The 22,991-nt window shown below is 44.3% G+C and carries 18 protein-coding genes; 5 read left to right on the top strand and 13 right to left on the bottom strand.

Annotated elements, in window-relative coordinates:
- Positions 1-252: 252 nt before the first annotated feature.
- Positions 253-3,612, bottom strand: coding sequence for a helix-turn-helix domain-containing protein (locus tag AC3CHU_RS04330; protein WP_488525469.1), 3,360 nt, complete (start codon positions 3,610-3,612; stop codon positions 253-255).
- 269 nt (positions 3,613-3,881) lie between these two features.
- Positions 3,882-4,766, bottom strand: a complete 885-nt coding sequence (gene znuA, locus AC3CHU_RS04325) for a zinc ABC transporter substrate-binding protein ZnuA (protein ID WP_017079474.1) — start codon at positions 4,764-4,766, stop codon at positions 3,882-3,884.
- An 83-nt stretch (positions 4,767-4,849) separates the two neighbouring features.
- Between znuA and znuC the strand changes: the two genes are divergently transcribed.
- Both znuC and znuB read left to right on the top strand, forming a co-directional pair.
- On the top strand, positions 4,850-5,629 hold the full coding sequence (gene znuC, locus AC3CHU_RS04320; protein ID WP_004734207.1) for a zinc ABC transporter ATP-binding protein ZnuC: 780 nt from the start codon (positions 4,850-4,852) through the stop codon (positions 5,627-5,629).
- Positions 5,629-6,414 carry a zinc ABC transporter permease subunit ZnuB gene (gene znuB / locus AC3CHU_RS04315; RefSeq protein ID WP_004734208.1) on the top strand — a complete coding sequence of 262 codons (786 nt, stop codon included), beginning with the start codon at positions 5,629-5,631 and terminating at the stop codon, positions 6,412-6,414. The genes znuC and znuB overlap by 1 nt, the downstream gene beginning before the upstream one ends.
- Before the next feature lie 175 nt (positions 6,415-6,589).
- Here znuB and sucD read toward each other — a convergent pair whose 3' ends face one another.
- The 8 genes from sucD to sdhC all read right to left on the bottom strand — a co-directional run bounded on the left by sucD (position 6,590) and on the right by sdhC (position 16,208).
- Positions 6,590-7,462: a succinate--CoA ligase subunit alpha gene (gene sucD, locus AC3CHU_RS04310; RefSeq protein WP_004734209.1), complete on the bottom strand. Its 873-nt coding sequence runs from the start codon at positions 7,460-7,462 to the stop codon at positions 6,590-6,592.
- Entirely contained in the window at positions 7,462-8,628 is a 1,167-nt protein-coding gene (gene sucC / locus AC3CHU_RS04305) for an ADP-forming succinate--CoA ligase subunit beta (RefSeq protein ID WP_004734210.1), read from the bottom strand. The genes sucD and sucC overlap by 1 nt, the downstream gene beginning before the upstream one ends.
- A 206-nt stretch (positions 8,629-8,834) precedes the next feature.
- Positions 8,835-10,043: a 2-oxoglutarate dehydrogenase complex dihydrolipoyllysine-residue succinyltransferase gene (gene odhB / locus AC3CHU_RS04300; protein ID WP_488525130.1), complete on the bottom strand. Its 1,209-nt coding sequence runs from the start codon at positions 10,041-10,043 to the stop codon at positions 8,835-8,837.
- 21 nt (positions 10,044-10,064) lie between these two features.
- Positions 10,065-12,884 (bottom strand): 2-oxoglutarate dehydrogenase E1 component, encoded by a 2,820-nt coding sequence (sucA, locus tag AC3CHU_RS04295; protein WP_017079473.1) that lies wholly within the window; start codon positions 12,882-12,884, stop codon positions 10,065-10,067.
- 97 nt (positions 12,885-12,981) lie between these two features.
- Positions 12,982-13,695 (bottom strand): succinate dehydrogenase iron-sulfur subunit, encoded by a 714-nt coding sequence (locus AC3CHU_RS04290; RefSeq protein ID WP_004734213.1) that lies wholly within the window; start codon positions 13,693-13,695, stop codon positions 12,982-12,984.
- A 12-nt stretch (positions 13,696-13,707) separates the two neighbouring features.
- Positions 13,708-15,474, bottom strand: a complete 1,767-nt coding sequence (sdhA, locus tag AC3CHU_RS04285) for a succinate dehydrogenase flavoprotein subunit (RefSeq protein ID WP_009847321.1) — start codon at positions 15,472-15,474, stop codon at positions 13,708-13,710.
- Complete coding sequence (gene sdhD / locus AC3CHU_RS04280) at positions 15,475-15,822, bottom strand: succinate dehydrogenase, hydrophobic membrane anchor protein (RefSeq protein ID WP_004734215.1); 348 nt, start codon at positions 15,820-15,822, stop codon at positions 15,475-15,477.
- Entirely contained in the window at positions 15,816-16,208 is a 393-nt protein-coding gene (sdhC, locus tag AC3CHU_RS04275; protein ID WP_012604532.1) for a succinate dehydrogenase cytochrome b556 subunit, read from the bottom strand. Before sdhC ends, sdhD begins: the two co-directional genes overlap by 7 nt.
- Positions 16,209-16,622: 414 nt before the next feature.
- Here sdhC and AC3CHU_RS04270 point away from each other — a divergent pair, with 414 nt between their 5' ends.
- The gene (locus tag AC3CHU_RS04270) at positions 16,623-17,912 is read left to right on the top strand and encodes a citrate synthase (RefSeq protein ID WP_004734217.1); all 1,290 of its coding nucleotides are present in this window, start codon (positions 16,623-16,625) and stop codon (positions 17,910-17,912) included.
- 136 nt (positions 17,913-18,048) lie between these two features.
- Here AC3CHU_RS04270 and AC3CHU_RS04265 read toward each other — a convergent pair whose 3' ends face one another.
- Complete coding sequence (locus tag AC3CHU_RS04265) at positions 18,049-18,807, bottom strand: Nif3-like dinuclear metal center hexameric protein (RefSeq protein WP_171308851.1); 759 nt, start codon at positions 18,805-18,807, stop codon at positions 18,049-18,051.
- Positions 18,808-18,897: 90 nt separating this feature from the next.
- On the opposite strand from AC3CHU_RS04265, the gene AC3CHU_RS04260 reads away from it, so the two are divergent.
- Positions 18,898-19,656, top strand: a complete 759-nt coding sequence (locus AC3CHU_RS04260; RefSeq protein ID WP_488525129.1) for a DUF1853 family protein — start codon at positions 18,898-18,900, stop codon at positions 19,654-19,656.
- A 135-nt stretch (positions 19,657-19,791) separates the two neighbouring features.
- Here the strand turns inward: AC3CHU_RS04260 and pgm are convergent, their stop codons facing one another.
- Positions 19,792-21,438, bottom strand: coding sequence for a phosphoglucomutase (alpha-D-glucose-1,6-bisphosphate-dependent) (gene pgm, locus AC3CHU_RS04255; RefSeq protein WP_054547181.1), 1,647 nt, complete (start codon positions 21,436-21,438; stop codon positions 19,792-19,794).
- 92 nt (positions 21,439-21,530) lie between these two features.
- Positions 21,531-22,070 carry a replication initiation negative regulator SeqA gene (gene seqA / locus AC3CHU_RS04250; protein ID WP_004734221.1) on the bottom strand — a complete coding sequence of 180 codons (540 nt, stop codon included), beginning with the start codon at positions 22,068-22,070 and terminating at the stop codon, positions 21,531-21,533.
- Between the two features lie 93 nt (positions 22,071-22,163).
- Between seqA and AC3CHU_RS04245 the strand changes: the two genes are divergently transcribed.
- On the top strand, positions 22,164-22,925 hold the full coding sequence (locus AC3CHU_RS04245) for an alpha/beta fold hydrolase (protein WP_488525468.1): 762 nt from the start codon (positions 22,164-22,166) through the stop codon (positions 22,923-22,925).
- Positions 22,926-22,991 lie beyond the last annotated feature (66 nt).

The following is a 22,991-nucleotide window of genomic DNA, read 5'->3' as shown; positions in this document are numbered from 1 at the left end:
CATATCACTCCGGCAGCAAGCGAAGGTGTCCTTGGCACCCGTGGTATAGTCCCCCCGGCTATACCACGATATTTTTTTTCTTCCTTTTGTTTTATCCCAACAGCCTTTTAAACGCCCCACAGCTCTCTATCTCGTATCTCGTATCTCGTATCTCGTATCTCGTATCTCGTAGAAGCATAAAAAAGCCCCAACACGAATGTCGAGGCTTAGAGTATCTTTATCTATGTGGAAGTAGAGTAAATCCGCAGCTCACTACTCTTCGCTGTTTTCAGCAAACTTAGATGGCGACATACCAAAATGGTGCTTAAACCTCTGACTGAAATAGGAAGGGTCATTAAAACCAGAATCAAACGCGACGTCTGAGATCTTCTCTCCCGCAAGTAACCGCTCGCACGCATGCTCTAAACGCACTTCATTCAAGTGCTCTTTAAAGGTCTTGTTATAAGCCGATTTAAAGCGTCTCTGTAAGCTTCTCTCTGACATGAACAAGTACTTAGCAGCAGTTGTAGTACTGAACTCTGCATCGGCGTAGTTTTCGCTCACAAGCTGCGACACTCTGTTTTTCCACTCTTGTTCAGCACTCAACCTTTGTTGCTCTGGCGTTGAAGCGGCAAGTTTAATGGTTTCTATCTGCTCAATTGTGCTGGCTTCCAGATTATCCAGCACTTGATATTCAATCGGCCACGAAAGCTGAACCTTATTTTGATAGTCAGAAACAAACGCGTTCAGTTCACCACCACTCTGATTCATCAATAGAGGTAATTTTTCGATATTTAGATCAGTCGATTTTCCGGTGTTGTCACTCATGCTTGATGCCAATTTAGGAAAAGGCATCCCATGATCTCGAATCGTAACGACAAGATGCTCCTTCACTTCTTCAACCAGAACCACCATGCTTTGTGACTTAAAGTTTCTCTTGATGATGCTCGCAACCAAGTTGTTGAAAATAATATCGAGATTAAAATACAGTAAGGATACGTATCGTTGTTTGGTATCAACTCTGATATCCAGTTCAATACCCGCTTTGGCTAAATCATCTTGCCAAGCTTTGAGTACCGCTTCTAAGATCAAAATTATATCGTAACTGACCTTCCCTTCTCCTTGAGGTGTATTGCTCAATTGAGCCAAGCCATTTTTCAGCGTTAAGATTGGCGACTTGCCTTTCTCATTCCAATTCGGGAGCATCGCTGCAATATGATTAACTTCAGATGAGAGTTCATTTGCTGTGTGCGACACAAGCGCACTCTTAACTGATAGCTGCTTTTTAAGCTGTTGATTGGTCGTCAACAGAATGCGACTTTGGTGCCTCAGTTGATCGGTTTTTAATGCAACTTGCGCTTTTAGGTGTCTATTAGCAAAAGTGACATAACGCGAACGCCAAAAGACCAAGATAGTCACGACACCAATCAACAGCACCAGAGAGCTTGCGGCAGCCCAATTGGTCAGATACCAAGGCTCAGCGATTGAGAAGCTTTGATTCGTTGACACAAAGCGATAATGCGAGTCCTTAACGGGTTTAACTTCCAGTGTATAGTCCCCAGGAAGAAGATGATCGAGCGTTAACAAACCTCCTTCAAATTCACTCCAAGGTTCATCGTCGTTCAGGCGATACTCCATCGCAGGGGCAAACGTCGCAGGTAGAATACCCAACTTAAAACTCATAGATGAACCATAAGGGATCTCATCCAAATCAGCTGTCTTACCACCTAGTGATACGGTTTGCTGATCAACACTGATCTTACTCAATAATGCTCGACTATGGGGTGTTGTTGATACCAATAACTCATCAGATAACGCACTGACTACGCCATACTTTGATCCAAAAATAAGCCTCGTAGATTGGCTGCCTTCGCTGTCAAACAAGTCGCATGCCCCTGCCGCCAGTTCATTAGTGATCAAGCCAAATGGTGAACCGATATGTTTATGCAGTTGCCCATCCAGTCCGTAATAGCTGATACCTTTCGAAGAACCTAACCACACACCATTGTCATCGCTTATTAGGCAATTTGGGCTAATATTGTCTTCAACAAGCGTGACCTCTTGAATAATAGAGCTGTCATAAGGGATTCGATACACGCCATAACTGCTCGCAAACCATTGAGCCCCATCCTTCGCTTTTTCAATATCGACCACTTTGCCAAATCGTTCGCTTGAGCGACTAAAGCTAATTCGTTTATCAATAAAAGAGTAAAAGCCGTGGTCAGTGCCTATATATATACGACCTTGTAACCCTATATTGAGAGCCGTTATTTTTGCTGGCAAAAACTTATCAACTAACCAGTCAGTACCGTACCCCGTCAGCTTCATGGTTTCGATAGATAACGAATAGAGGTTTTGCCCCGATGTTATCCAAAGTACGTTATCAGCTTGAAGCGCAAAGTTCTCAACGTGTACCCCCTTGATAGACCTTGGTAAACCGAGCTCTTCAGGCTCTAACGTATTGGTATTAAAACTAATAATACCTTCTTCAGTAGCCAACCAAATGGAAGAACCAAAGATCTCAAAGTCCTGTACCGAGTTGGAATAAACACGAATTGGATTCTCTTTGCTTTGAGCATCGACCAAATAGAGGCCCAGTGAGGAAGCAACCCAAGATAATTGTTCACTAACCGGCTGTACTTTGTTTATCACGACACTACTTGAGTGCATCCCCATACCCGTTAATGGCGTTCTTGAGAATGTCTTACTGAACAGTGAGAAATATCGGATGCCGTTATTTGTCGCAACCCACATCCCACCAGCATGGTCGTTGATTAACGAATATATTTTCTCTCCCGGTAACGAGAAATCTTGGTTAGCGGCTTGTTCGAATCGTGTAATTTGACCCGTAATGAAGTTGTAACTAATGAGTCCATGCTCTGTGCCAATCCAATATTGGTCTGAAGTTTCAGCAAGCGAGAGAACGTGCGACCCTTTTATTTTGTTCTCTTTATCTGGATTCGCGAGATCAACAATCACCGCCCCATTTAAAGTGCCGATCACTAACTCTCGTCTAGCATTAGAAAAATAAACCGTCTCAATATGGTGCTTATCTGATGCAGTGATGTGAGTAAACTCTTGCGCCTCGGAAAGGTAAGCACCAGAACTGGTCGCGAGTACCCATTTTGACAACACCCACTCCGCATCGTTAATCGCAATATCACTGCTATTGTTGTATCGATACAGTTTGAGTAGTGAGTAGGTGGTAAATTCTAAAGATTGAGTGTTGTATGTATAAAAATTACTGCCATCTGTGACCCAAATATAATCACCGGATGAGCCTATATTCGTGATCTCAGCACCCGGGCTTAAACTAAACGCAAGTTCATTGCCAATCCCCGGATTATGTCGGTACACCTCATTATCAAAAAATGTCCAAAACTCATCGTTAAGAAACGCGACTCTTTCTGAAGAAAATTGCAGAAGGCTACCCTTTCTAGGGAATAGGGTTCGGCCATCATAAAAGAGTACTTTTCCATGGACATCATGAACCCATAGCCCGCCACCGGCACCTAAGTACAAGTTTTTAGCCGCAAGAAAATTCCCTTGCGCTTGAACGGGCAAAGGGTAGAAAACGGAGGGTGATGTATTTACCGCGAGAACGCTAAATGAAATGCTCATTAACATGAACATTCTGAAGATAATTCGATACAACTTTTCATCCTGAACAGCAATAACACATGAAATTATGGTGTCCACAACGTCTTATTCGCTGCTTAACCAAAAATCCAGTTTTTTTGTGCTTATTATTATCTTTCTATTTTAGCGGAAATTAACAAAGGAGAAAGGAGGTTTGCTATTTGTTGAGAGGTTTTATCTTAGCGGTCACGAAAATGCCGCAAAAAGCGGCATGATTCATAAATTAACGAGAGCAAAGTGTCGTTAGGAATATTGGTTATTGATTACTTAGCACTCAAGCAGCTTGTGTAGCTGTCTGTAAGTTGCTGAAGAAAATCGAAATAACTTCCACTCTTCACTTCAACCTGTGAACCAACAGGATCAAGTTGCCCTTGCTTAGCATTGCTTCCACGAGTCACCGATTCGATCACAGCTGGTGTAAATTGAGGCTCTGCAAATACACATTGAACATTTTCACGCACCAAGGTTTTCTTGATAGCTATCAAGCTTTTTGCACCCGGCTTGCGCTCTGGGCTCACGGTAAAGTGACCTAAGTTATTTAACTCAAACTCCTGTTCGAAGTAGCCGTACGCATCATGGAATACGTAGTAACCTTTGTCTTTCACTGGCGCAAGTTGTTCATTAATTGACTGCTTCTTTTCTTTCAAAGCAATCAAGAATGAGTCTAGGTTCTCTTGATACGCCATTGCGTTATCAGGGTCAGATTCAATCAACTTAGCTGAGATATATTTTGCCGCGACTTCAACTTGGTCGATGCCCAACCAAAAATGCGGGTCATGGCTACCATGATGATGTCCTTCATGAGCATCGTGGTCTTCATGCCCAAACTCTCTCAAGTTGATTCCAGGAATCTCACTGATCTTGATAACATTTTCTTTTGAACCAATCACCTTAGTCAAAAAGGCTTCTAGGTCAGGGCCGAACCAGATAACCATATCGGCACTATGAACTTTTTTGACATCCGATGGCTTAAGCGCATAATCATGCGGCGAAGCATTGCTGTTCATCAACACATCCGGCTCACTAACGCCTTGCGTTAATTCTGTCACAATCATTTGAATCGGTTTAAAGCTTGTTAGAATAGTATTGGCACTTGCGACACTTGGCGCTAAAAGCAAAGTAGCAAGTATAAAAGATGAACGTGACATAATCCCTCGATAATAGAAAAGTAGCTTAGGCTTGAGGTAAATGTTACATTATAACATTAGCGAATTGCAAATGAGTTCTATTCATGGATAACTTAATCCAACTAGATTCTGTGAGCGTCGAGTTTGACGGTCGAAAAGTTCTAGACAACATCTCTCTAAATATAGAGCGCGGCAGAATCACCACCCTCATTGGGCCAAACGGTGCAGGAAAGTCGACATTAGTAAAAGTGGTACTGGGTTTACAAACCAAATTTTCAGGCACAATAACAAAAGCTAAAAAACTGAAAATTGGCTATGTACCACAAAAATTAAAGCTTAATGATTCACTACCGCTTAATGTAGAACGTTTTCTAAAGCTCACTGGCAAGTTCAGTCAGCAAGAGATCCTTGAAGCATTGAAGCTCGTTGGTGCTGAACATCTGCAAAAGAGTAACATGCACCAGCTATCTGGCGGTGAAAACCAACGTGTGCTGATTGCTCGTTCACTGCTAAGAAGACCAGACCTACTGGTTCTTGATGAACCTGCTCAAGGCGTTGATGTACAAGGACAAATTGACTTGTATGACCTAATTGACACCATTCGTCACCGTTTTGGTTGTGCCGTATTTATGGTTTCACATGACCTGCATTTAGTGATGGCCAAAACAGACGATGTTATCTGCTTGCACCACCATATCTGTTGCTCAGGCGCACCTGCAGACATCAAACACCACCCTTCGTATATTGCGCTCTTTGGCACCGCGACCCAAGAAACACTAGCGTTTTATCATCACCAACACGAACATCACCATCATGATCTTGCAGGCCAGCCTGTCGAAGGCGACGTGCATGAATGTTCAAACCATAAACACGGACATCACTAATGCTTGAGTTTCTTCTTCCCTCTATTTTGGCGGGTTTGGGTATTGCGCTAATTGCAGGCCCATTAGGGTCGTTCGTAGTATGGCGCAAGATGGCTTACTTTGGTGACACGCTTGCTCACGCTTCTTTGATGGGCTTAGCACTTGGCTTTCTGTTCAACATTAACTTGTATTTCGCGCTGCTGATTTGTTGTTTGATGCTGGCCGTGTTGCTAGTGACTTTACAAAAACAAAAGCTAGTCGCGACCGATACCCTACTCGGTATATTGGCGCACAGTGCACTCTCTTTAGGCCTTGTTGCTGTCAGCTTCTTAGACAATGTTCGTGTCGATCTAATGAGTTACCTATTTGGTGACTTGCTTGCGGTGTCTCCAACAGATTTGGTGTTCATCTACGCGGGTGCTGCAGTGATTGGTTTAGTGCTTGCGATATTTTGGCGACCACTGCTATCAACGACAGTAAATGAAGATCTTGCAGCAGTAGATGGCATCAACATTGACTTAATGCGCCTAATCCTGATGTTGCTGGTTGGTATCGTGATTGCGGTCGGTATGAAATTTGTTGGTGCATTGATCATGACGTCATTGCTGATAATCCCAGCAGCAACGGCAAGGAAATTCGCCAATACACCCGAACAAATGGCATTCCTCGCCTCTGTAATTGGTTCTATCGCTGTGTTCGGAGGGTTGAGCTTGTCTTGGTTCTATGACACGCCAGCCGGCCCTTCTGTTGTTATCAGTGCTGCGGCAATGTTTATGCTATCTCAAATGTACAGAACCCGCGCCTAAAGTGAAAAGTCGGGATTCATTCTGGCTTTTAACAACACAACAGTTAACGCGGCAGTCGTTTATAAAAGAACCGTTTACAAAAAAATCGGTCACAAAAGAAAAAGGCTTGGTCAATGACCAAGCCTTTCTTATATCGTTCAGTTAGCTTCTATCTCGTTAGATAAAAGCCAGCTGATTACCAACCCGTGATTTCACGTAGGCCTTTACCGATGTCAGCAAGAGACTTAACAGTCTTAACGCCTGCTGCTTCTAGTGCTGCGAATTTATCTTCAGCAGTACCTTTACCGCCAGAGATGATTGCGCCAGCGTGGCCCATACGTTTACCCGGAGGAGCAGTAACACCAGCGATGTAAGATACAACTGGCTTAGTTACGTTTGCTTTGATGAACTCAGCAGCTTCTTCTTCCGCAGTACCACCGATCTCACCAATCATTACGATTGCTTCAGTCTCTGGGTCTTCTTGGAAAAGTTTTAGGATATCAATGAAGTTTGAACCTGGGATAGGGTCACCACCGATACCAACACATGTAGACTGACCAAAGCCTTCATCTGTTGTTTGCTTAACTGCTTCGTACGTCAGAGTACCTGAACGAGATACGATACCTACTTTACCCTTCTTATGGATATGACCAGGCATGATACCAATCTTACACTCGTCTGGAGTGATAAGACCTGGACAGTTAGGACCGATCATGCGAACGCCAGTTTCTTCTAGCTTCACTTTAACGTCGATCATATCTGTAGTAGGGATACCTTCAGTGATCGTTACGATCAGTTCGATACCTGCATCAATTGCTTCTAGGATTGCATCTTTACAGAAAGGTGCTGGTACGTAGATAACTGTTGCTGTTGCGCCAGTTACTTCTACTGCTTCACGTACTGTATTGAATACTGGAAGGCCTAGGTGAGTTTGACCACCTTTACCAGGTGAAACACCACCAACCATTTGCGTACCGTATGCGATAGCTTGGTCTGAGTGGAATGTACCTTGACCGCCAGTGAAACCCTGACAGATTACTTTAGTGTCTTTGTTAATTAATACAGACATTATTTAGCCTCCGCAGCAGCAACAACTTTCTGTGCAGCATCTGTTAGAGATACAGCAGCAATGATATCAACATCAGAATTAGCAAGTACTTCGCGACCTAGGTCTGCGTTTGTACCTTCTAGACGAACAACGACAGGAACTGTTACGCCAACTTCTTTAACTGCACCAATAATACCTTCAGCGATCATGTCACAACGAACGATGCCACCGAAGATGTTTACTAGTACTGCTTTAACATTGTCATCAGAAAGGATGATCTTGAATGCTTCAGCTACACGCTCTTTTGTTGCGCCGCCGCCTACATCAAGGAAGTTTGCTGGCTTGCCGCCGTGTAGGTTTACGATATCCATCGTACCCATAGCAAGGCCTGCACCGTTAACCATACAGCCAACGTTGCCATCAAGTGCTACGTAGTTCAGTTCCCACTGAGCTGCGTGCGCTTCGCGCTCGTCTTCTTGTGAAGGATCGTGCATTTCACGAAGCTTTGGCTGACGGTACATTGCGTTTGAGTCAATGTTGATCTTGCCGTCTAGACAAAGAAGGTTACCTTCATTTGTAATAACAAGCGGGTTAATTTCTAGTAGAGCTAGGTCGTACTGAGCGAACATTTCACCAAGACCCATGAAGATCTTAACGAACTGTTTAATTTGATCGCCAGCTAGGCCAAGTTTGAATGCCAATTCACGGCCTTGGTAAGCTTGAGGGCCAACTAGAGGATCGATCGCAGATTGGTGAATCAACTCTGGAGTTTCTTCAGCGATTTTCTCAATGTCCACACCGCCTTCAGTTGACGCCATGAATACAATTTTGCGCGTTGCACGGTCAACAACAGCACCTAGGTAAAGCTCGTTAGCAATGTTCGATGCTTCTTCAACTAGGATCTTTGTTACAGGCTGACCATTAGCGTCTGTTTGGTAAGTCACTAGGTTTTTACCTAGCCACTTTTGTGCAAACTCTTTAACGCCTTCTTTAGTGTCATGTAGCTCTACGCCGCCCGCTTTACCGCGACCACCAGCGTGTACTTGACACTTAACAACTTTCTTGGCTGTACTAATACGGCCTGCAGCTTCGAAAGCTTCTTGTGCTGTGTCACACGCGAAACCTTCAGGTACAGGCAAACCGAATTCTGCAAACAGCTGTTTGGCTTGGTATTCATGCAAATTCATTTTGATATTCCGTTTATTTTCCCTTAAGGGATTATTATTTCCATAACGACACAGTTTCCTGTGGTACGTCTGTAGGGTCTTCTCAAATCAACTGCTGTCCATTTTCTAATGGCTTTACAGTTCAAGTGAAGGCCAGACGTTGAGCAGCCTAGCCTTTGAAACTTTTTACGTCTAGCTAACGGGGTTAACTAGACGTTTTAGAGATACTAAACGTCTAATAGCAGACGTGCAGGATCTTCTAGAAGCTCTTTGATTGTCACTAGGAAGCCAACTGATTCACGGCCATCGATTAGACGGTGATCGTAAGAAAGCGCTAGGTACATCATTGGTAGAATTTCTACCTTGCCATCAACAGCCATTGGACGATCTTGGATTTTATGCATACCCAAAATTGCCGCTTGAGGCGGGTTGATGATTGGCGTAGACATTAGAGAACCAAATACACCACCGTTTGTGATAGTGAAGTTACCGCCCATCAGCTCATCAACTGTTAGCTTGCCGTCACGGCCTTTGATTGCTAGCTCTTTGATGCCTTTTTCGATTTCAGCAAAACCTAGTGTGTCACAGTCTTTCAGTACTGGAGTCACTAGACCACGTGGCGTAGATACCGCCATGCTAATATCGAAGTAGTTGTGGTAAATGATATCTGTACCATCAATTGAAGCGTTAACTTCAGGGAAACGCTTCAGCGCTTCTGTTACTGCTTTCACATAGAAAGACATGAAACCAAGACGCGTATCGTGACGCTTCTCGAATTGGTCTTTGTACTGCTTACGAAGGTCCATGATTGGCTTCATGTTCACTTCATTGAAAGTAGTCAGCATCGCTGTGCTGTTCTTCGCTTCTAGAAGACGGTTTGCAACTGTCTTACGTAGGCGAGTCATTGGCACGCGCTTTTGGCTACGAGCCGCTGCTGGCGCTTCAACTGCAGGTGCAGATGCTGCTGCCGGAGCCGCTTTCGCTGCTGCTAGGTGTGCGTCGATGTCTTCACGAGTAATACGACCACCAACACCAGTGCCTTTGACGTCAGCTGGTTGTAGGCTGTGTTCTGCAAGAAGACGACGAACAGCAGGGCTTAGTGCGTCGTTGCTTTCTTCTGTCAATGCCGCTTTGTGGCGCTTATCAGGAGAAGCTTCTGTATCTTCAGTGGTATCTTTCGTTGGTTCACCAGCGACAGCACCAGGTTTGATCTTTGCAAGAAGCTGCTTAGAAAGTACCGTAGCACCCTCTTCTTCTAGGATAGCTTCCAGAACACCCGCTTCAGGAGCCGGTACTTCTAGAACTACTTTATCTGTTTCGATGTCTACAATGACTTCATCACGTGCAACGGCTTCGCCTGGTTTTTTGTGCCAAGTCGCCACTGTTGCATCAGCCACAGATTCAGGTAAATCTGGAACCAGAATTTCAATTGTCATGTGCGTATTTTCCTTTTACTTCTAGTTCTTAAGTAGGGTCAAAGCGTCGTCAACTAACGCTTTTTGTTGTTTCAAGTGTACCGACATATAGCCAACAGCTGGTGATGCTGATGCAGGACGACCTGCATATTGAATATCAGCACCCACTGGGATAGCAGCTCGGAAATTATGTTGGCTACTGTACCAAGCACCTTGGTTTTGTGGCTCTTCTTGACACCAAACGTAATCGACTACATTTGTGTACTGTGCGATTGCAGCTCTCACGTCCTCGTAAGGGAACGGGTAAAGTTGCTCAATACGTACAATAGCGACATCGTCTTGCTCGTTCTTACGTCTTTGATCAAGCAGGTCAAAGTAAACCTTACCTGAACAGAACACGACGCGTTTTACGTTCTCAGGAGCCAGATCATCAATTTCTGCGATAGCTGGTTGGAACGTACCTTCTGCTAAATCTTCCATAGAAGACGTACATAGAGGGTGACGAAGCAATGACTTAGGTGACATTACGATCAGTGGACGACGCATTGGTCGAACAACCTGACGGCGAATCATGTGATAAACCTGTGCCGGTGTTGAAGGAACAACAACCTGCATGTTTTGTTCAGCACATAATTGAAGGTAACGTTCAAGACGTGCAGATGAGTGCTCTGGGCCTTGGCCTTCATAGCCGTGAGGAAGCAGCATAGTTAGACCACATAAACGTGCCCACTTTTGCTCACCTGACGAAATGAATTGATCGATTACAACTTGTGCACCGTTTGCGAAATCACCAAATTGCGCTTCCCAAAGGGTTAGACCGCTTGGTTCTGCCGTTGCATAACCATACTCAAATGCGAGTACCGCTTCTTCAGATAACACAGAGTCAAATACTTGGAATGGCCCTTGTTTATCATGAATGTTCGCAAGAGGAACATACGTGCTTGCATCTGATTGATTGTGCAGTACTGAGTGACGGTGGAAGAACGTACCACGACCTGAATCTTGGCCTGAGATACGAATACGCTTACCGTCATCAACAAGTGTTGCGTAAGCCAGAGTCTCGGCCATACCCCAATCGACTTGTTTCTCACCATTCACCATGGCAGTACGATCGTTGTAAAGTTTGTTTACTCGGCTTTGCAGCTTATGGCTGTCTGGGTATTGGCAAAGTTTGCTACCAAGCTCTTTCAGGCGCTCGATGTCAATCTTGTTGTCCCATTCGATGTTCCAGTCGTGACCTAGGTAAGGTGACCAGTCCACTGAGTGAAGTGCCATTGGGCGCCACTCTTTAACCACAACTTCACCGTGATCAAGTGCATCACGATATTCGTTAACGAGTTGAGTTGCCGTATCAATACCAAACTCACCGCGTTCCATTAGCACGTCAGCATAAAGCTTACGTGGCGTTGGATGCTTCTTGATTTTTTGGTACATCAAAGGCTGCGTTGCATTCGGCTCATCGGCTTCATTGTGACCGTGGCGACGGTAACAAACCAAATCAATAACAACATCACGCTTAAACGTATTACGGTAATCTAATGCAAGACGCGCTACGAAAGCGACAGCTTCTGGATCATCAGAGTTAACGTGGAAAATCGGAGCCTGAACCATCTTCGCGATATCGGTACAGTACATCGTAGAACGAGTATCGCGAGGGTTAGACGTTGTAAAACCAACTTGGTTATTTACAACGATACGAACCGTACCACCAACACAGAAACCACGAGCTTGAGACATGTTGAACGTCTCTTGTACTACACCCTGGCCAGCGATAGCTGAATCACCATGGATAGTAATTGGAAGTACGCGGCTACCATCTTTATCGTCTAGACGATCTTGGCGAGCACGTACTGAACCGATAACTACCGGGTTTACGATTTCTAAGTGAGATGGGTTAAATGCTAGTGCTAAGTGAACGTTGCCACCTGGTGTCGCGAAATCTGCAGAGAAACCTTGATGATATTTAACATCACCAGTACCCCACGAGTCATCGCTGTGCTTGCCCGCAAACTCGTCAAACAGGTCTTGTGGCTTTTTACCAAGCACATTGACCAGCATGTTTAGACGACCACGGTGAGCCATACCAACAACAACTTCACGCATGCCTTGTCCACCTGCATGACGAATAATTTCCTTCGTCATTGGGATCAACGCATCACCACCTTCCAACGAGAAGCGTTTTGCGCCTGGGAATTTAGCACCAAGATAGCGCTCAAGACCTTCAGCAGCAGTTAGCTCTTCTAGGAAAGCTTGCTTTTCTTCTTTATCGAAAGAGGGTTGACCAGAAACAGACTCTAAACGTTGTTGGATCCAACGCTTTTGCTCTGTGTTAGTCATGTGCATGTATTCAGCACCAATCGAACCACAATAAGTTTGCTTTAAAGATTTGTACAAATCTCGAAGCACCATCGTCTCTTGGCCAATGGCGTAAGAGCCGACGTTAAACGTCTCATTGAGGTCATCTTCGGTAAGAGTGTGGAAAGAAGGATCCAGTTCAGCGACTGTATCTCTTTCCCATAAACCTAGGGGGTCTAGATTTGCTGATTGATGCCCTCGGAATCGATAGGCATTAATAAGTTGCAGAACCTTTACTTGTTTCGCATCGACATCTGGATCACTAACTTGGACACTGTAATGCTTTGTTTCTTGAGCGAGTCGACGGAAGTATTCACGAACACGAGAGTGTGGTTGTTCCACTGCTTCTGAAGCTTGCACAGGCAATTCTTCAAAAACACTTCTCCATTCGTCACTTACCGAATCGGGGTCACTTAGATACAGTTCATAGAGTTCTTCTACGTACGTTGCATTGGCGCCAGCCAAGTGTGAAGACTCGAGCCATGCCTTCATCACGCCGTTGTGCATATTTTCCCTTAACCAGTAGTTTTCACGTTTGCTGCGGTCTATGCCGAGCTATTAAAAGGCCGCCCCAAAACTTCTAGGGCGGCAATTTTTATATAACTTAAACCGAACGATTCACAAGCATGGTCTTGATGTGACCAATCGCTTTCGTCGGATTTAATCCCTTAGGACAAACACTTACACAATTCATGATGCCATGGCAACGAAAAACGCTAAATGCATCATCAAGATCGGACAGACGTTCGTCTGTCGCCGTATCTCGGCTATCTATTAGCCAACGGTATGCTGCAAGCAGGCCAGCTGGTCCGATGAACTTATCTGGATTCCACCAGAATGATGGGCACGAAGTTGTACAACATGCACACATGATACATTCATACAAACCATCTAAATGAGCACGCTCATCAGGGCTTTGTAGGTTTTCACGAGCCGGTGGCACATTGCCATCAGACACTAAGAACGGCTTAACTTTTTCGTAGTTATCGTAGAACTGAGTCATGTCTACGATTAAATCACGTACCACAGGCAAACCTGGAAGTGGGCGAATTACGATTTTATCTTGGCCAGTAAGAGCAGACAGAGGTGTAATACACGCCAATCCATTTTTACCATTCATGTTCAAGCCATCAGAACCACATACACCTTCACGGCATGAACGACGGAATGAAATCGTTGGATCTTGCTCTTTCAAAAGAATAAGCGCATCCAAAAGCATCATGTCCGAGCCTTCTTCCACCTCTAGGGTGTACTCTTTCATGTAAGGCTTCTGGTCCACATCTGGGTTGTAACGGTATAAAGAGAAATTCAGTTTCATGGTCATATCTCCTTAGTACGTACGTGCTTTCGGCGGGAATGCTTCACGATGGATAGGTTCCATGTTCACGCCACGCTTAGTCATACTTTCTGATTCTGGGTTGTAAAGTGAGTGGCATAGCCATTGCTCATCATCACGGTCTGGGAAGTCAAAACGAGCATGCGCTCCACGACTCTCTGTACGGAAGTTTGCTGCAACCGCAGTTGCGAATGCCGTTTCCATCAAGTTTTCAAGCTCTAAACACTCAATACGTTGCGTGTTGAACTCTGTCGACTTGTCTGAAAGGTGTGCATTCTTAAGACGCTCACGAATCACTTTAAGCTCTTCTAAGCCATCAGCCATCGCTTTACCTTCACGGAATACAGAGAAGTTGTTCTGCATACATTGCTGAAGATCTTTACGAATTACCGCAGGGTCTTCACCGTCAGTACTGTTTTCCCAACGATTGTATCGCTCTAGTGAACGTTCAATGTCGGCCTCAGTTGCAGGTTTTGCTTCAGCTTGCTTATTCAGAGTCTCACCAAGGTGAAGACCTGTCGCACGACCGAACACAACCAAATCAAGTAGCGAGTTGCCACCTAGACGGTTTGCACCGTGCACTGATACTGAAGCGATTTCGCCACAAGCGAATAGACCTTGAATTTCAACGTCTGTACCGTCTTCAGTTTGTTTGATTGCTTGACCAGAAACCTGTGTAGGAACACCGCCCATCATGTAGTGACACGTTGGGATTACAGGAATTGGTTCTTTAACAGGATCAACGTGAGCAAACGTACGAGAAAGCTCACATACACCCGGTAGACGAGACTCAAGCGTCTCTTTACCTAGGTGATCAAGTTTTAGCTTAATGTGAGGACCCCATGGGCCATCGCAACCACGACCTTCACGAATCTCAACCATCATTGAACGAGCTACCACATCACGACCTGCTAAATCTTTAGCATTCGGAGCATAACGTTCCATGAAGCGCTCGCCGTCCTTATTGAGAAGGTAACCACCTTCACCACGACAACCTTCTGTTACCAAAACACCTGCGCCAGCGATCCCCGTTGGGTGGAACTGCCACATTTCGATGTCTTGCATTGGAACGCCAGCACGAATTGCCATGCCAACACCGTCACCAGTGTTAATGTGTGCATTCGTTGTTGATGCGTAGATACGACCAGCACCACCAGTAGCAAGGATTGTTGCCTTCGCTTTGAAGTAGCAAACCTCGCCCGTTTCCATACAAAGCGCGGTAGTACCTAAGATTGCACCATCTTCGTTTTTAACAAGATCCAGTGCATACCACTCAGAGAAAACCGTCGTTTTGTGTTTAATGTTTTGTTGGTAAAGCGTATGAAGCAGTGCGTGACCAGTACGGTCAGCTGCCGCTGCAGTACGAGCCGCTTGCTCACCGCCAAAATTCTTAGATTGGCCACCAAACGGACGTTGGTAAATACTGCCGTTATCAAAGCGAGAAAATGGAAGACCCATTTTTTCTAATTCGATAACTGACTCAGGGCCATTTTTACACATGTACTCGATAGCATCTTGGTCACCGATGTAATCGGAACCTTTAACCGTATCGTACATGTGTTGTTCCCAGTGATCTTCATGCGCATTACCAAGAGCAACGGTGATACCACCTTGCGCAGATACAGTATGAGAACGAGTTGGGAAAACTTTAGAAAGCAACGCACAAGATAGGCCTTGCTCAGAAATTTGTAGCGCGGCGCGCATACCAGCACCACCAGCGCCAATTACTACAGCATCAAACTCACGAACAGGAATAGTCACTTACGCACCCCACAAAATAAACAGACCAGAGAAGAAATATCCTAGAAGAACCGCAACAACACCGACTTGAAGACCAACGCGCAATTTTGCACATTTGATGTAGTCAGTTAGTACTTGCCACAAGCCGATCCACGCGTGAACCAAAATTGAAGTAAGTGCTAACATGGTGAAGACTTTAGTAAAGGTACCACCAAAGAATTGCGTCCAAGATGCGTAAGAAATATCACCTGAGAAAGCACAGAAGCTCACTAGGTAGATAGTGTAAAGCGTCATAATGATGGCTGTTGCACGAATCAATAGATAATCATGCACACCATTACGACCAAAAGTAGAAACGTTGTTTACCATACTAAGATCCCCGCTAGTAGAGACAATACCGCTGTTGCTGCGAATGCAACCTTCGCGCTCTTAGCGCCAGATTCCAGCTCTTCAAAGTGACCAAGGTCCATAAGAAGGTGACGAATACCACCAGCAATGTGGTAAGCCAAAGCGGTTAAAATGCCCCACAGAATAAACTTCACGAAGAAACCGTCGACAATGTCGCTAGCTTCCATAAAGCCTACAGGGGAAGAGAGGGAAATGGATAGTAACCAAAGCAGAATTCCGATCGCAACAAAAGTAATCACCCCAGACACACGGTGTAGGATGGAAGCTATTGCTGTGATAGGAAAGTGGATGGTCTGTAAATCTAAATTAACAGGTCTTGTCTTTCTTTCTTTCACGGGCTCGCTCACTCAGCTCCATTGAGCATGATGGTCATTAAATAACCTTATGTATTGTTATGGACAAAATTTGATTGCAAACCTTCAAAATTTAACATTAACTTAACAAATAACGTAGGTTGAGCCTTAGATAATTGTAAAATAATTGTTAACAGCTAGGTTTCTGAAGACACCTCACATTTCTTCTTAGCCTTGCATTTATAAGGTTTTAACCAAACTTTTCAGCGCCACTATACGGCTGGCAACATTCTAATACAATTGATGCAACAAATAATGCTACACAGAACAGATTTTTAACGAATTTAATGTAAAAAACACTAACAAGTGCACACAAAGCTGCAGAAAAATTGACTTTCTCACGTAAGACCAGTAAAAAAATGGCACATAAACATCCTGGACGGATTAATAATAACAAAGGAGATTGTTATGGCGGATAAGAAAGCTACCCTTCATATTGAAGGTCAAGCACCGATCGAATTGCCGATTACAGAAGGTGTACTTGGTACTCCAGTCATCGACGTTCGTACACTGGGTTCTAATGGTTTTTTCACTTTTGATCCTGGTTTTCTTGCCACTGCATCTTGTGAATCGCAAATAACTTATATTGACGGTGGAAAAGGTATCCTTCTACACCGTGGTTATCCAATTGATCAACTGGCCAATAACGCTGATTACTTAGAAGTTTGTTACATTCTTTTATACGGCGAAGCTCCTTCTCGAGCTCAATACGAAGAGTTCAAGACGACTGTCACGCGTCACACCATGGTTCATGAGCAAATTGCTAGTTTCTTCCACGGCTTCCGTCGTGATGCTCACCCAATGGCTGTTATGTGTGGTGTGGTAGGTGCGCTTGCTGCGTTCTATCATGATTCATTAGATGTTAATAACGACACACACCGTGAAATTGCGGCATACCGCCTAATTTCAAAAATGCCAACACTGGCTGCAATGTGTTACAAATATTCTATCGGTCAACCGTTTATTTACCCGCGCAATGACCTAGGCTACGCAGAAAACTTCCTACACATGATGTATGCAAACCCATGTGAAGAATATGAAGTAAACCCTGTTGTCGCTCGCGCAATGGACAAAATCTTTACGTTACATGCTGATCACGAACAGAATGCTTCAACGTCAACGGTTCGTTTAGCAGGTTCTTCGGGTGCAAACCCATTTGCTTGTATTGCTGCTGGTATCGCTTCTTTGTGGGGTCCTGCTCACGGTGGTGCTAACGAAGCTTGTCTAATGATGCTTGAAGAGATCGGTAGCGTAGACAACATTGAAGAATATGTAGCAAAAGCAAAAGACAAAGATGACCCATTCCGCCTAATGGGCTTCGGTCACCGTGTTTACAAAAACTACGATCCACGTGCAACAGTAATGCGTGAAGCGTGTCACGAAGTACTTAAAGAGCTAAACATTCAAGATCCACTACTAGACGTAGCAATGGAACTTGAGCGCATCGCTCTTTCTGACGAGTACTTTGTTTCTAAGAAGCTATACCCGAACGTAGATTTCTACTCAGGTATCATTCTGAAAGCGATAGGCATTCCTGTCTCAATGTTCACAGTAATCTTCGCGATGTCTCGTACTATCGGTTGGATTGCACACTGGAACGAAATGCACAGCGATCCGACGAACCGTATCGGTCGTCCTCGTCAGTTGTATACTGGTGAAGAACAGCGTGATTTCCAAGCTCTACACGAGCGCGAATAGTAAAATTTAGACTTTTCTAATCGATTAAATTCAAAAAGGGTTGATGTATTAACATCAACCCTTTTTTGTCTTCCAGTATTTCGTATCACTTCAATGAAGGTACAAATATCCAGAAAGTCATAATCTCTAAACGTGGTTACACTGGATTATCAATATCGATAAATTCTACGTCTAAGCCATGTTCTTTCGTTAGCCATTCACCTAGCGCTTTCACACCATAGCGTTCTGTTGCATGGTGGCCTGCGGCAAAGTAATGAATGTCTTGCTCACGTGCAGAGTAAGTTGTGCGCTCTGAAATTTCACCAGAGATAAATGCATCAATACCTTGAGACGCAGCTAACTCAATGTAGTCTTGACCACCACCAGTACACCAACCAACAGTCGTAATCATTTTATCTTGGTTTTCTGGAGTGATATGTAATGGCTTGCGGTTCAAAGCTTGGCCAATCTTTTCTGCGAACTCTGCACCAGTCATTGGTGAACTCAACTTACCAAACATCGCAACAGATTGTGGATGCCCTTCCAAGCCGCCTTCAACTTCAATGTCGAGCAACTCTGCAAGCTTGGCGTTGTTACCAAGTTCAGGGTGGATATCAAGTGGTAAGTGGTAACCCAAAAGGTTGATGTCGTTTTTAATCAGAGTTCGAATGCGCTTACCCTTCATACCACGAATGGCTTCTGACTCACCTTTCCAAAAGAAACCGTGATGGACTAATAAAGCGTCTGCGTTCAGCTCTACCGCTTTATCAATTAATGCTTGAGAAGCTGTCACACCAGTAACAATGCGCTTTACTTGAGAAGTACCTTCCACTTGAAGACCATTAGGACAGTAATCTTTAATCTGCTGTGGCTGAAGTTTTTCGTTAAGTAGCTTTTCTAATTGTAAGTTATTCATTTTTCTTTCCAGCTTAACTTTATAATAACGTCGTTATATCAATTTACGGGTAGAATGTCGAAAGCCCCACGATGAGTTTATGAGGAACCGATGACAGCACTGCAACGTTTTTACCAATGGGTCATCGACTCACCGCCGTTACTGAAAATTAAGCCACCGATTTCCGATCTTGGTGCATTCTTAAGCACCCATGCCATCGACTCATTACACACTTATAACGGAAACCCAAGGTTAGGTTTCCTCTACCAGCATCTATGTGAACAAGTCATTGAAGCCTCACCTGATTATTCGGTCAAGTACGATGAGATTCAAATTAATGTTGAGGGAAGAACACTCGGTGCTATCGACTTTATTTTAGAAGAAGAAAGTAGCCAGAAACTGCAACACTGGGAAGTCGCGATCAAGTTTTACCTGCTCCATGAACAGACATGGTTTGGTCCTAACTCTCATGACCAATTGGATAAGAAGTTAGACAGGATGCTCACCCATCAAATTGGCATGTCCTCTTCAGCGGCGTTTGTGGAGCAATATCCAGAGATCGATGTCGACTCAAAACATCTCCTCATGCAGGGTCGTCTATATACCAACCCATTCTTAGATCAAAAAGTACCTACTGAATGTTTAGGCTATGACATTAATTCAAGCCAAGTAAACGGTTTTTGGTGTTATCAAAACCAAGCCCATTTAATTACTGATGTACTCTACCCTCTCACCAAAGAGCAATGGGCAGCTGGCACTGATGACTTCACCTGTGAACCTATCACCGAGTTTGGTGATCGCTTCGTTCATGGGCAAACTAAATCAGGGCAGTTTTGGTTTGTGATGCCACAAAGTTGGCCACACGGTTAAGACAATCTACTCATTTGCAAATTAATTCAAACACTTAGCCTTAACCGCTATACCCACAAGCTGATAAAAAAGGGCTGATGCTTTCACATCAACCCTTTCACTATTTACTTGATGACTCTACTAATCGGTATTCGATTATAGGCCAGCGGCTGCAAATACTTGATTAACAATCTCTTGAGCTTCTGCTTCGATTGCTTTCAGGTGCTCTTCACCTTTAAAGCTTTCACAGTAGATCTTGTAGATGTCTTCTGTACCTGATGGACGAGCAGCAAACCAACCGTTTTCAGTCGTCACTTTTAGGCCACCAATCGCAGCGCCATTACCCGGAGCGTGCGTTAGGCGTGCGGTAATTGGGTCACCAGCCAGCGTCTCAGCAGAAACCATCTCTGGAGACAGCTTCTTAAGTACGTCTTTTTGTGCACCGTTTGCTACCGCTTGAATACGGTTATACTTAGATTCACCGTGTTTAGCAGCAAGCTCTTCGTAATATTCTTGTGGGTTCTTACCCGTTACTGCTGTGATCTCAGCCGCAAGCAAACAAAGAATTAGGCCATCTTTATCTGTTGACCAAGGCGTACCGTCTTTACGTAAGAAAGATGCGCCAGCACTCTCTTCACCACCGAAACCAAACTGACCGTTGTATAAGCCATCAACGAACCATTTGAAACCAACCGGCACTTCACAAAGTTCACGACCTAAGTCGGCAACAACACGGTCGATTAGTGCACTTGATACTAGTGTTTTACCCACTGCAACGTCTTTGCCCCAACCTTCACGGTTACGGTATAGGTAGTCAATACAAACCGCTAGGAAGTGGTTTGGATTCATCAAGCCTTTTGGCGTAACAATGCCGTGGCGATCGTAATCAGGGTCGTTACCAAACGCTAGTTGATAGTCATCTTTAAGCGCCAGTAAGCCTGCCATTGCGTACGGAGAAGAACAATCCATACGAACCACACCATCTTTGTCTAGAGACATAAATTGGAACGAAGGATCAACCGCTTCACTGACCAGAGTAAGATCTAGGTTGTACGCTTTGCCAATTTGACGCCAGTAATCAATACCGCTGCCACCCAGTGGATCAACACCAATCTTGATGTTTGCTTTCTGGATCGCTTCCATATCAACCACGTTAACCAAGTCAGCAATGTAAGGAGCAACGAGATCAACTTCTTTCACTAGCTCAGACTGTTTAGCCTGTGCGATAGGAGTACGCTTTACACCTTGCATTTGCTCAGCAATGATGACGTTCGCACGATCTTCAATCGCTTGAGTTAGCTCAGCCTCAGCAGGGCCACCGTGTGTCGGATTGTATTTAATACCACCGTCTTGTGGTGGGTTATGCGAAGGCGTGATAACAATGCCGTCCGCTTTTTTGTCATTCACTAGGTTATGCGTAAGAATCGCGTGCGAGATACCTGGTGTTGGAGTAAAGCCATTGTTTTCTTGAATAATAACTTCAACATCGTTGGCTACAAGCACTTCGATTACAGTAGAAAACGCAGGCTCAGAAAGAGCGTGAGTATCTTTACCTAGGAAAAGAGGCCCTGTTGTACCTTGCTCAGCACGAACTTCAGCCACCGCTTGTGCGATCGCTAGGATGTGGTTTTCATTAAATGTTGATTTGTCTGCTGTACCACGGTGACCTGAAGTACCGAACAGTACTTTGTGGTCTGGGTTAGTAGCATCCGGTTGCTGTAAGAAATAGTTAGCAACTAAAGCCGGAATATTATGAAGATCTTCCTGCTGAGCTTTCTGCCCAGCACGAGGGTGCATAGCCATTTTTCGACATCCTTATATATAAAATTTAAAAACAAAAAAACCTCATAATATCTTCTTATCCATGGATATTATGAGGTTTAAATCAGATTTCGTTAAATTGAACCTGTTACTTTTTCTATCAATTCTGCTTGGAAACTCATGCGGCTCATAAGCTGTTCAACCATTTGTCTTTTACGGCTAGTGTTATTATTAGTTATAACCCAAAAAGGACTTTGTGGAATGGCTTTAGGCTTCGTTGTGTTGCCGTTTGCTAGCAAGGTCTCTTCGTTGTCTGCAAAGTAAACACGCTTGCGGCCTTTTACTTGAGTTGCTTCTGAAAAGCTTAAAGGGTCGATTTTATGCAGTGTCGATAACACAAGCATGAAACGATCAATGGCTTTCTTCAGTGATGCAAACTCATCTGATATTAGTAGTGAGCGCATTTCTTTAACACCATCGAACTTCTCTGGAGTAAAGCCTACCTCTTTGCTAACAACGATACCTTTTGGCTCAACGATCTCTTCGATCGGAACCATGCCTTGGCTATCAACCTGTAATAAGCGGCGCAGAATATCTGAAGCGCTTTCGCCAATACGTTCTGTCTGACCCGCAATAAAACGGTATAGGTCCTCATCAACCTCAATTGTTTTCATTCGCTTTTCACAATCTCAATGTTTAAACTCAGGGGGATTATAGCGAGATCCGCGCGGATACTCTACGTCAAACCCACCATGAATAAGATAAAAATGTCAGTACAGCTCAACTATAAATTAGAAGGTGCGGGTCACACCATTGTTTTGATCCATGGATTATTCGGTAATCTGGACAACCTTGGCTTGCTAGCTAGGGATCTAAAAGCCGATCACCAGGTACTTAGTATCGATCTACGCAACCACGGCCAATCCTTCCATAGTGACACTCACAGCTATAAAGCAGTGGCACAAGATGTGGCTCAACTACTGAATGATCTTGAGTTAAATGATATCACTGTGATTGGTCATTCCATGGGTGGCAAGGTAGCGATGGCGCTGACACAACATCTTACGCTGCATAAATTGATTGCCTTGGATATGGCACCAGTTGCGTACACCCAAAGTCGTCACGACAACGTATTCGCCGGCCTACAAGCTGTGATAGAAGAAAAACCGACATCACGCTCAGACGCGCTTAAGATCCTCGCAAAACATATCGAAATTGATGGGGTTCGCCAGTTCTTGACCAAATCTTTGTTCAAAACGGAACAAGGCATCATGGAATGGCGCTTCAACGTTGCTTCGTTATTGAGCAACTATCCACAAATTATTGGTTGGGAACCGATCGTGAAAACCTCGGTCAAAACCTTGCTAATAAAAGGTGGGGATTCTGATTACCTCACAGCTGAGCATCAAACCGCCGTTCAACAGCAGTTTTCCAACGCAAAGGCTCATGTTATCGCTAACACGGGACACTGGTTACACGCGGAAAAGCCAGCCGAAGTACTCCGTGCAATAAGAAAATTCATCGCTTAGATAAGTTGATTAGTCGATATAAATGAGAGCTGTGTAATCACAGCAGATTAACTTTATCTCACAACA

Source organism: Vibrio sp. QJM3NY_39, from assembly GCF_057785895.1.
The sequence above is the reverse complement of the archived record's forward strand: the minus strand, read 5'-3'. Positions and strand labels throughout refer to the sequence as shown.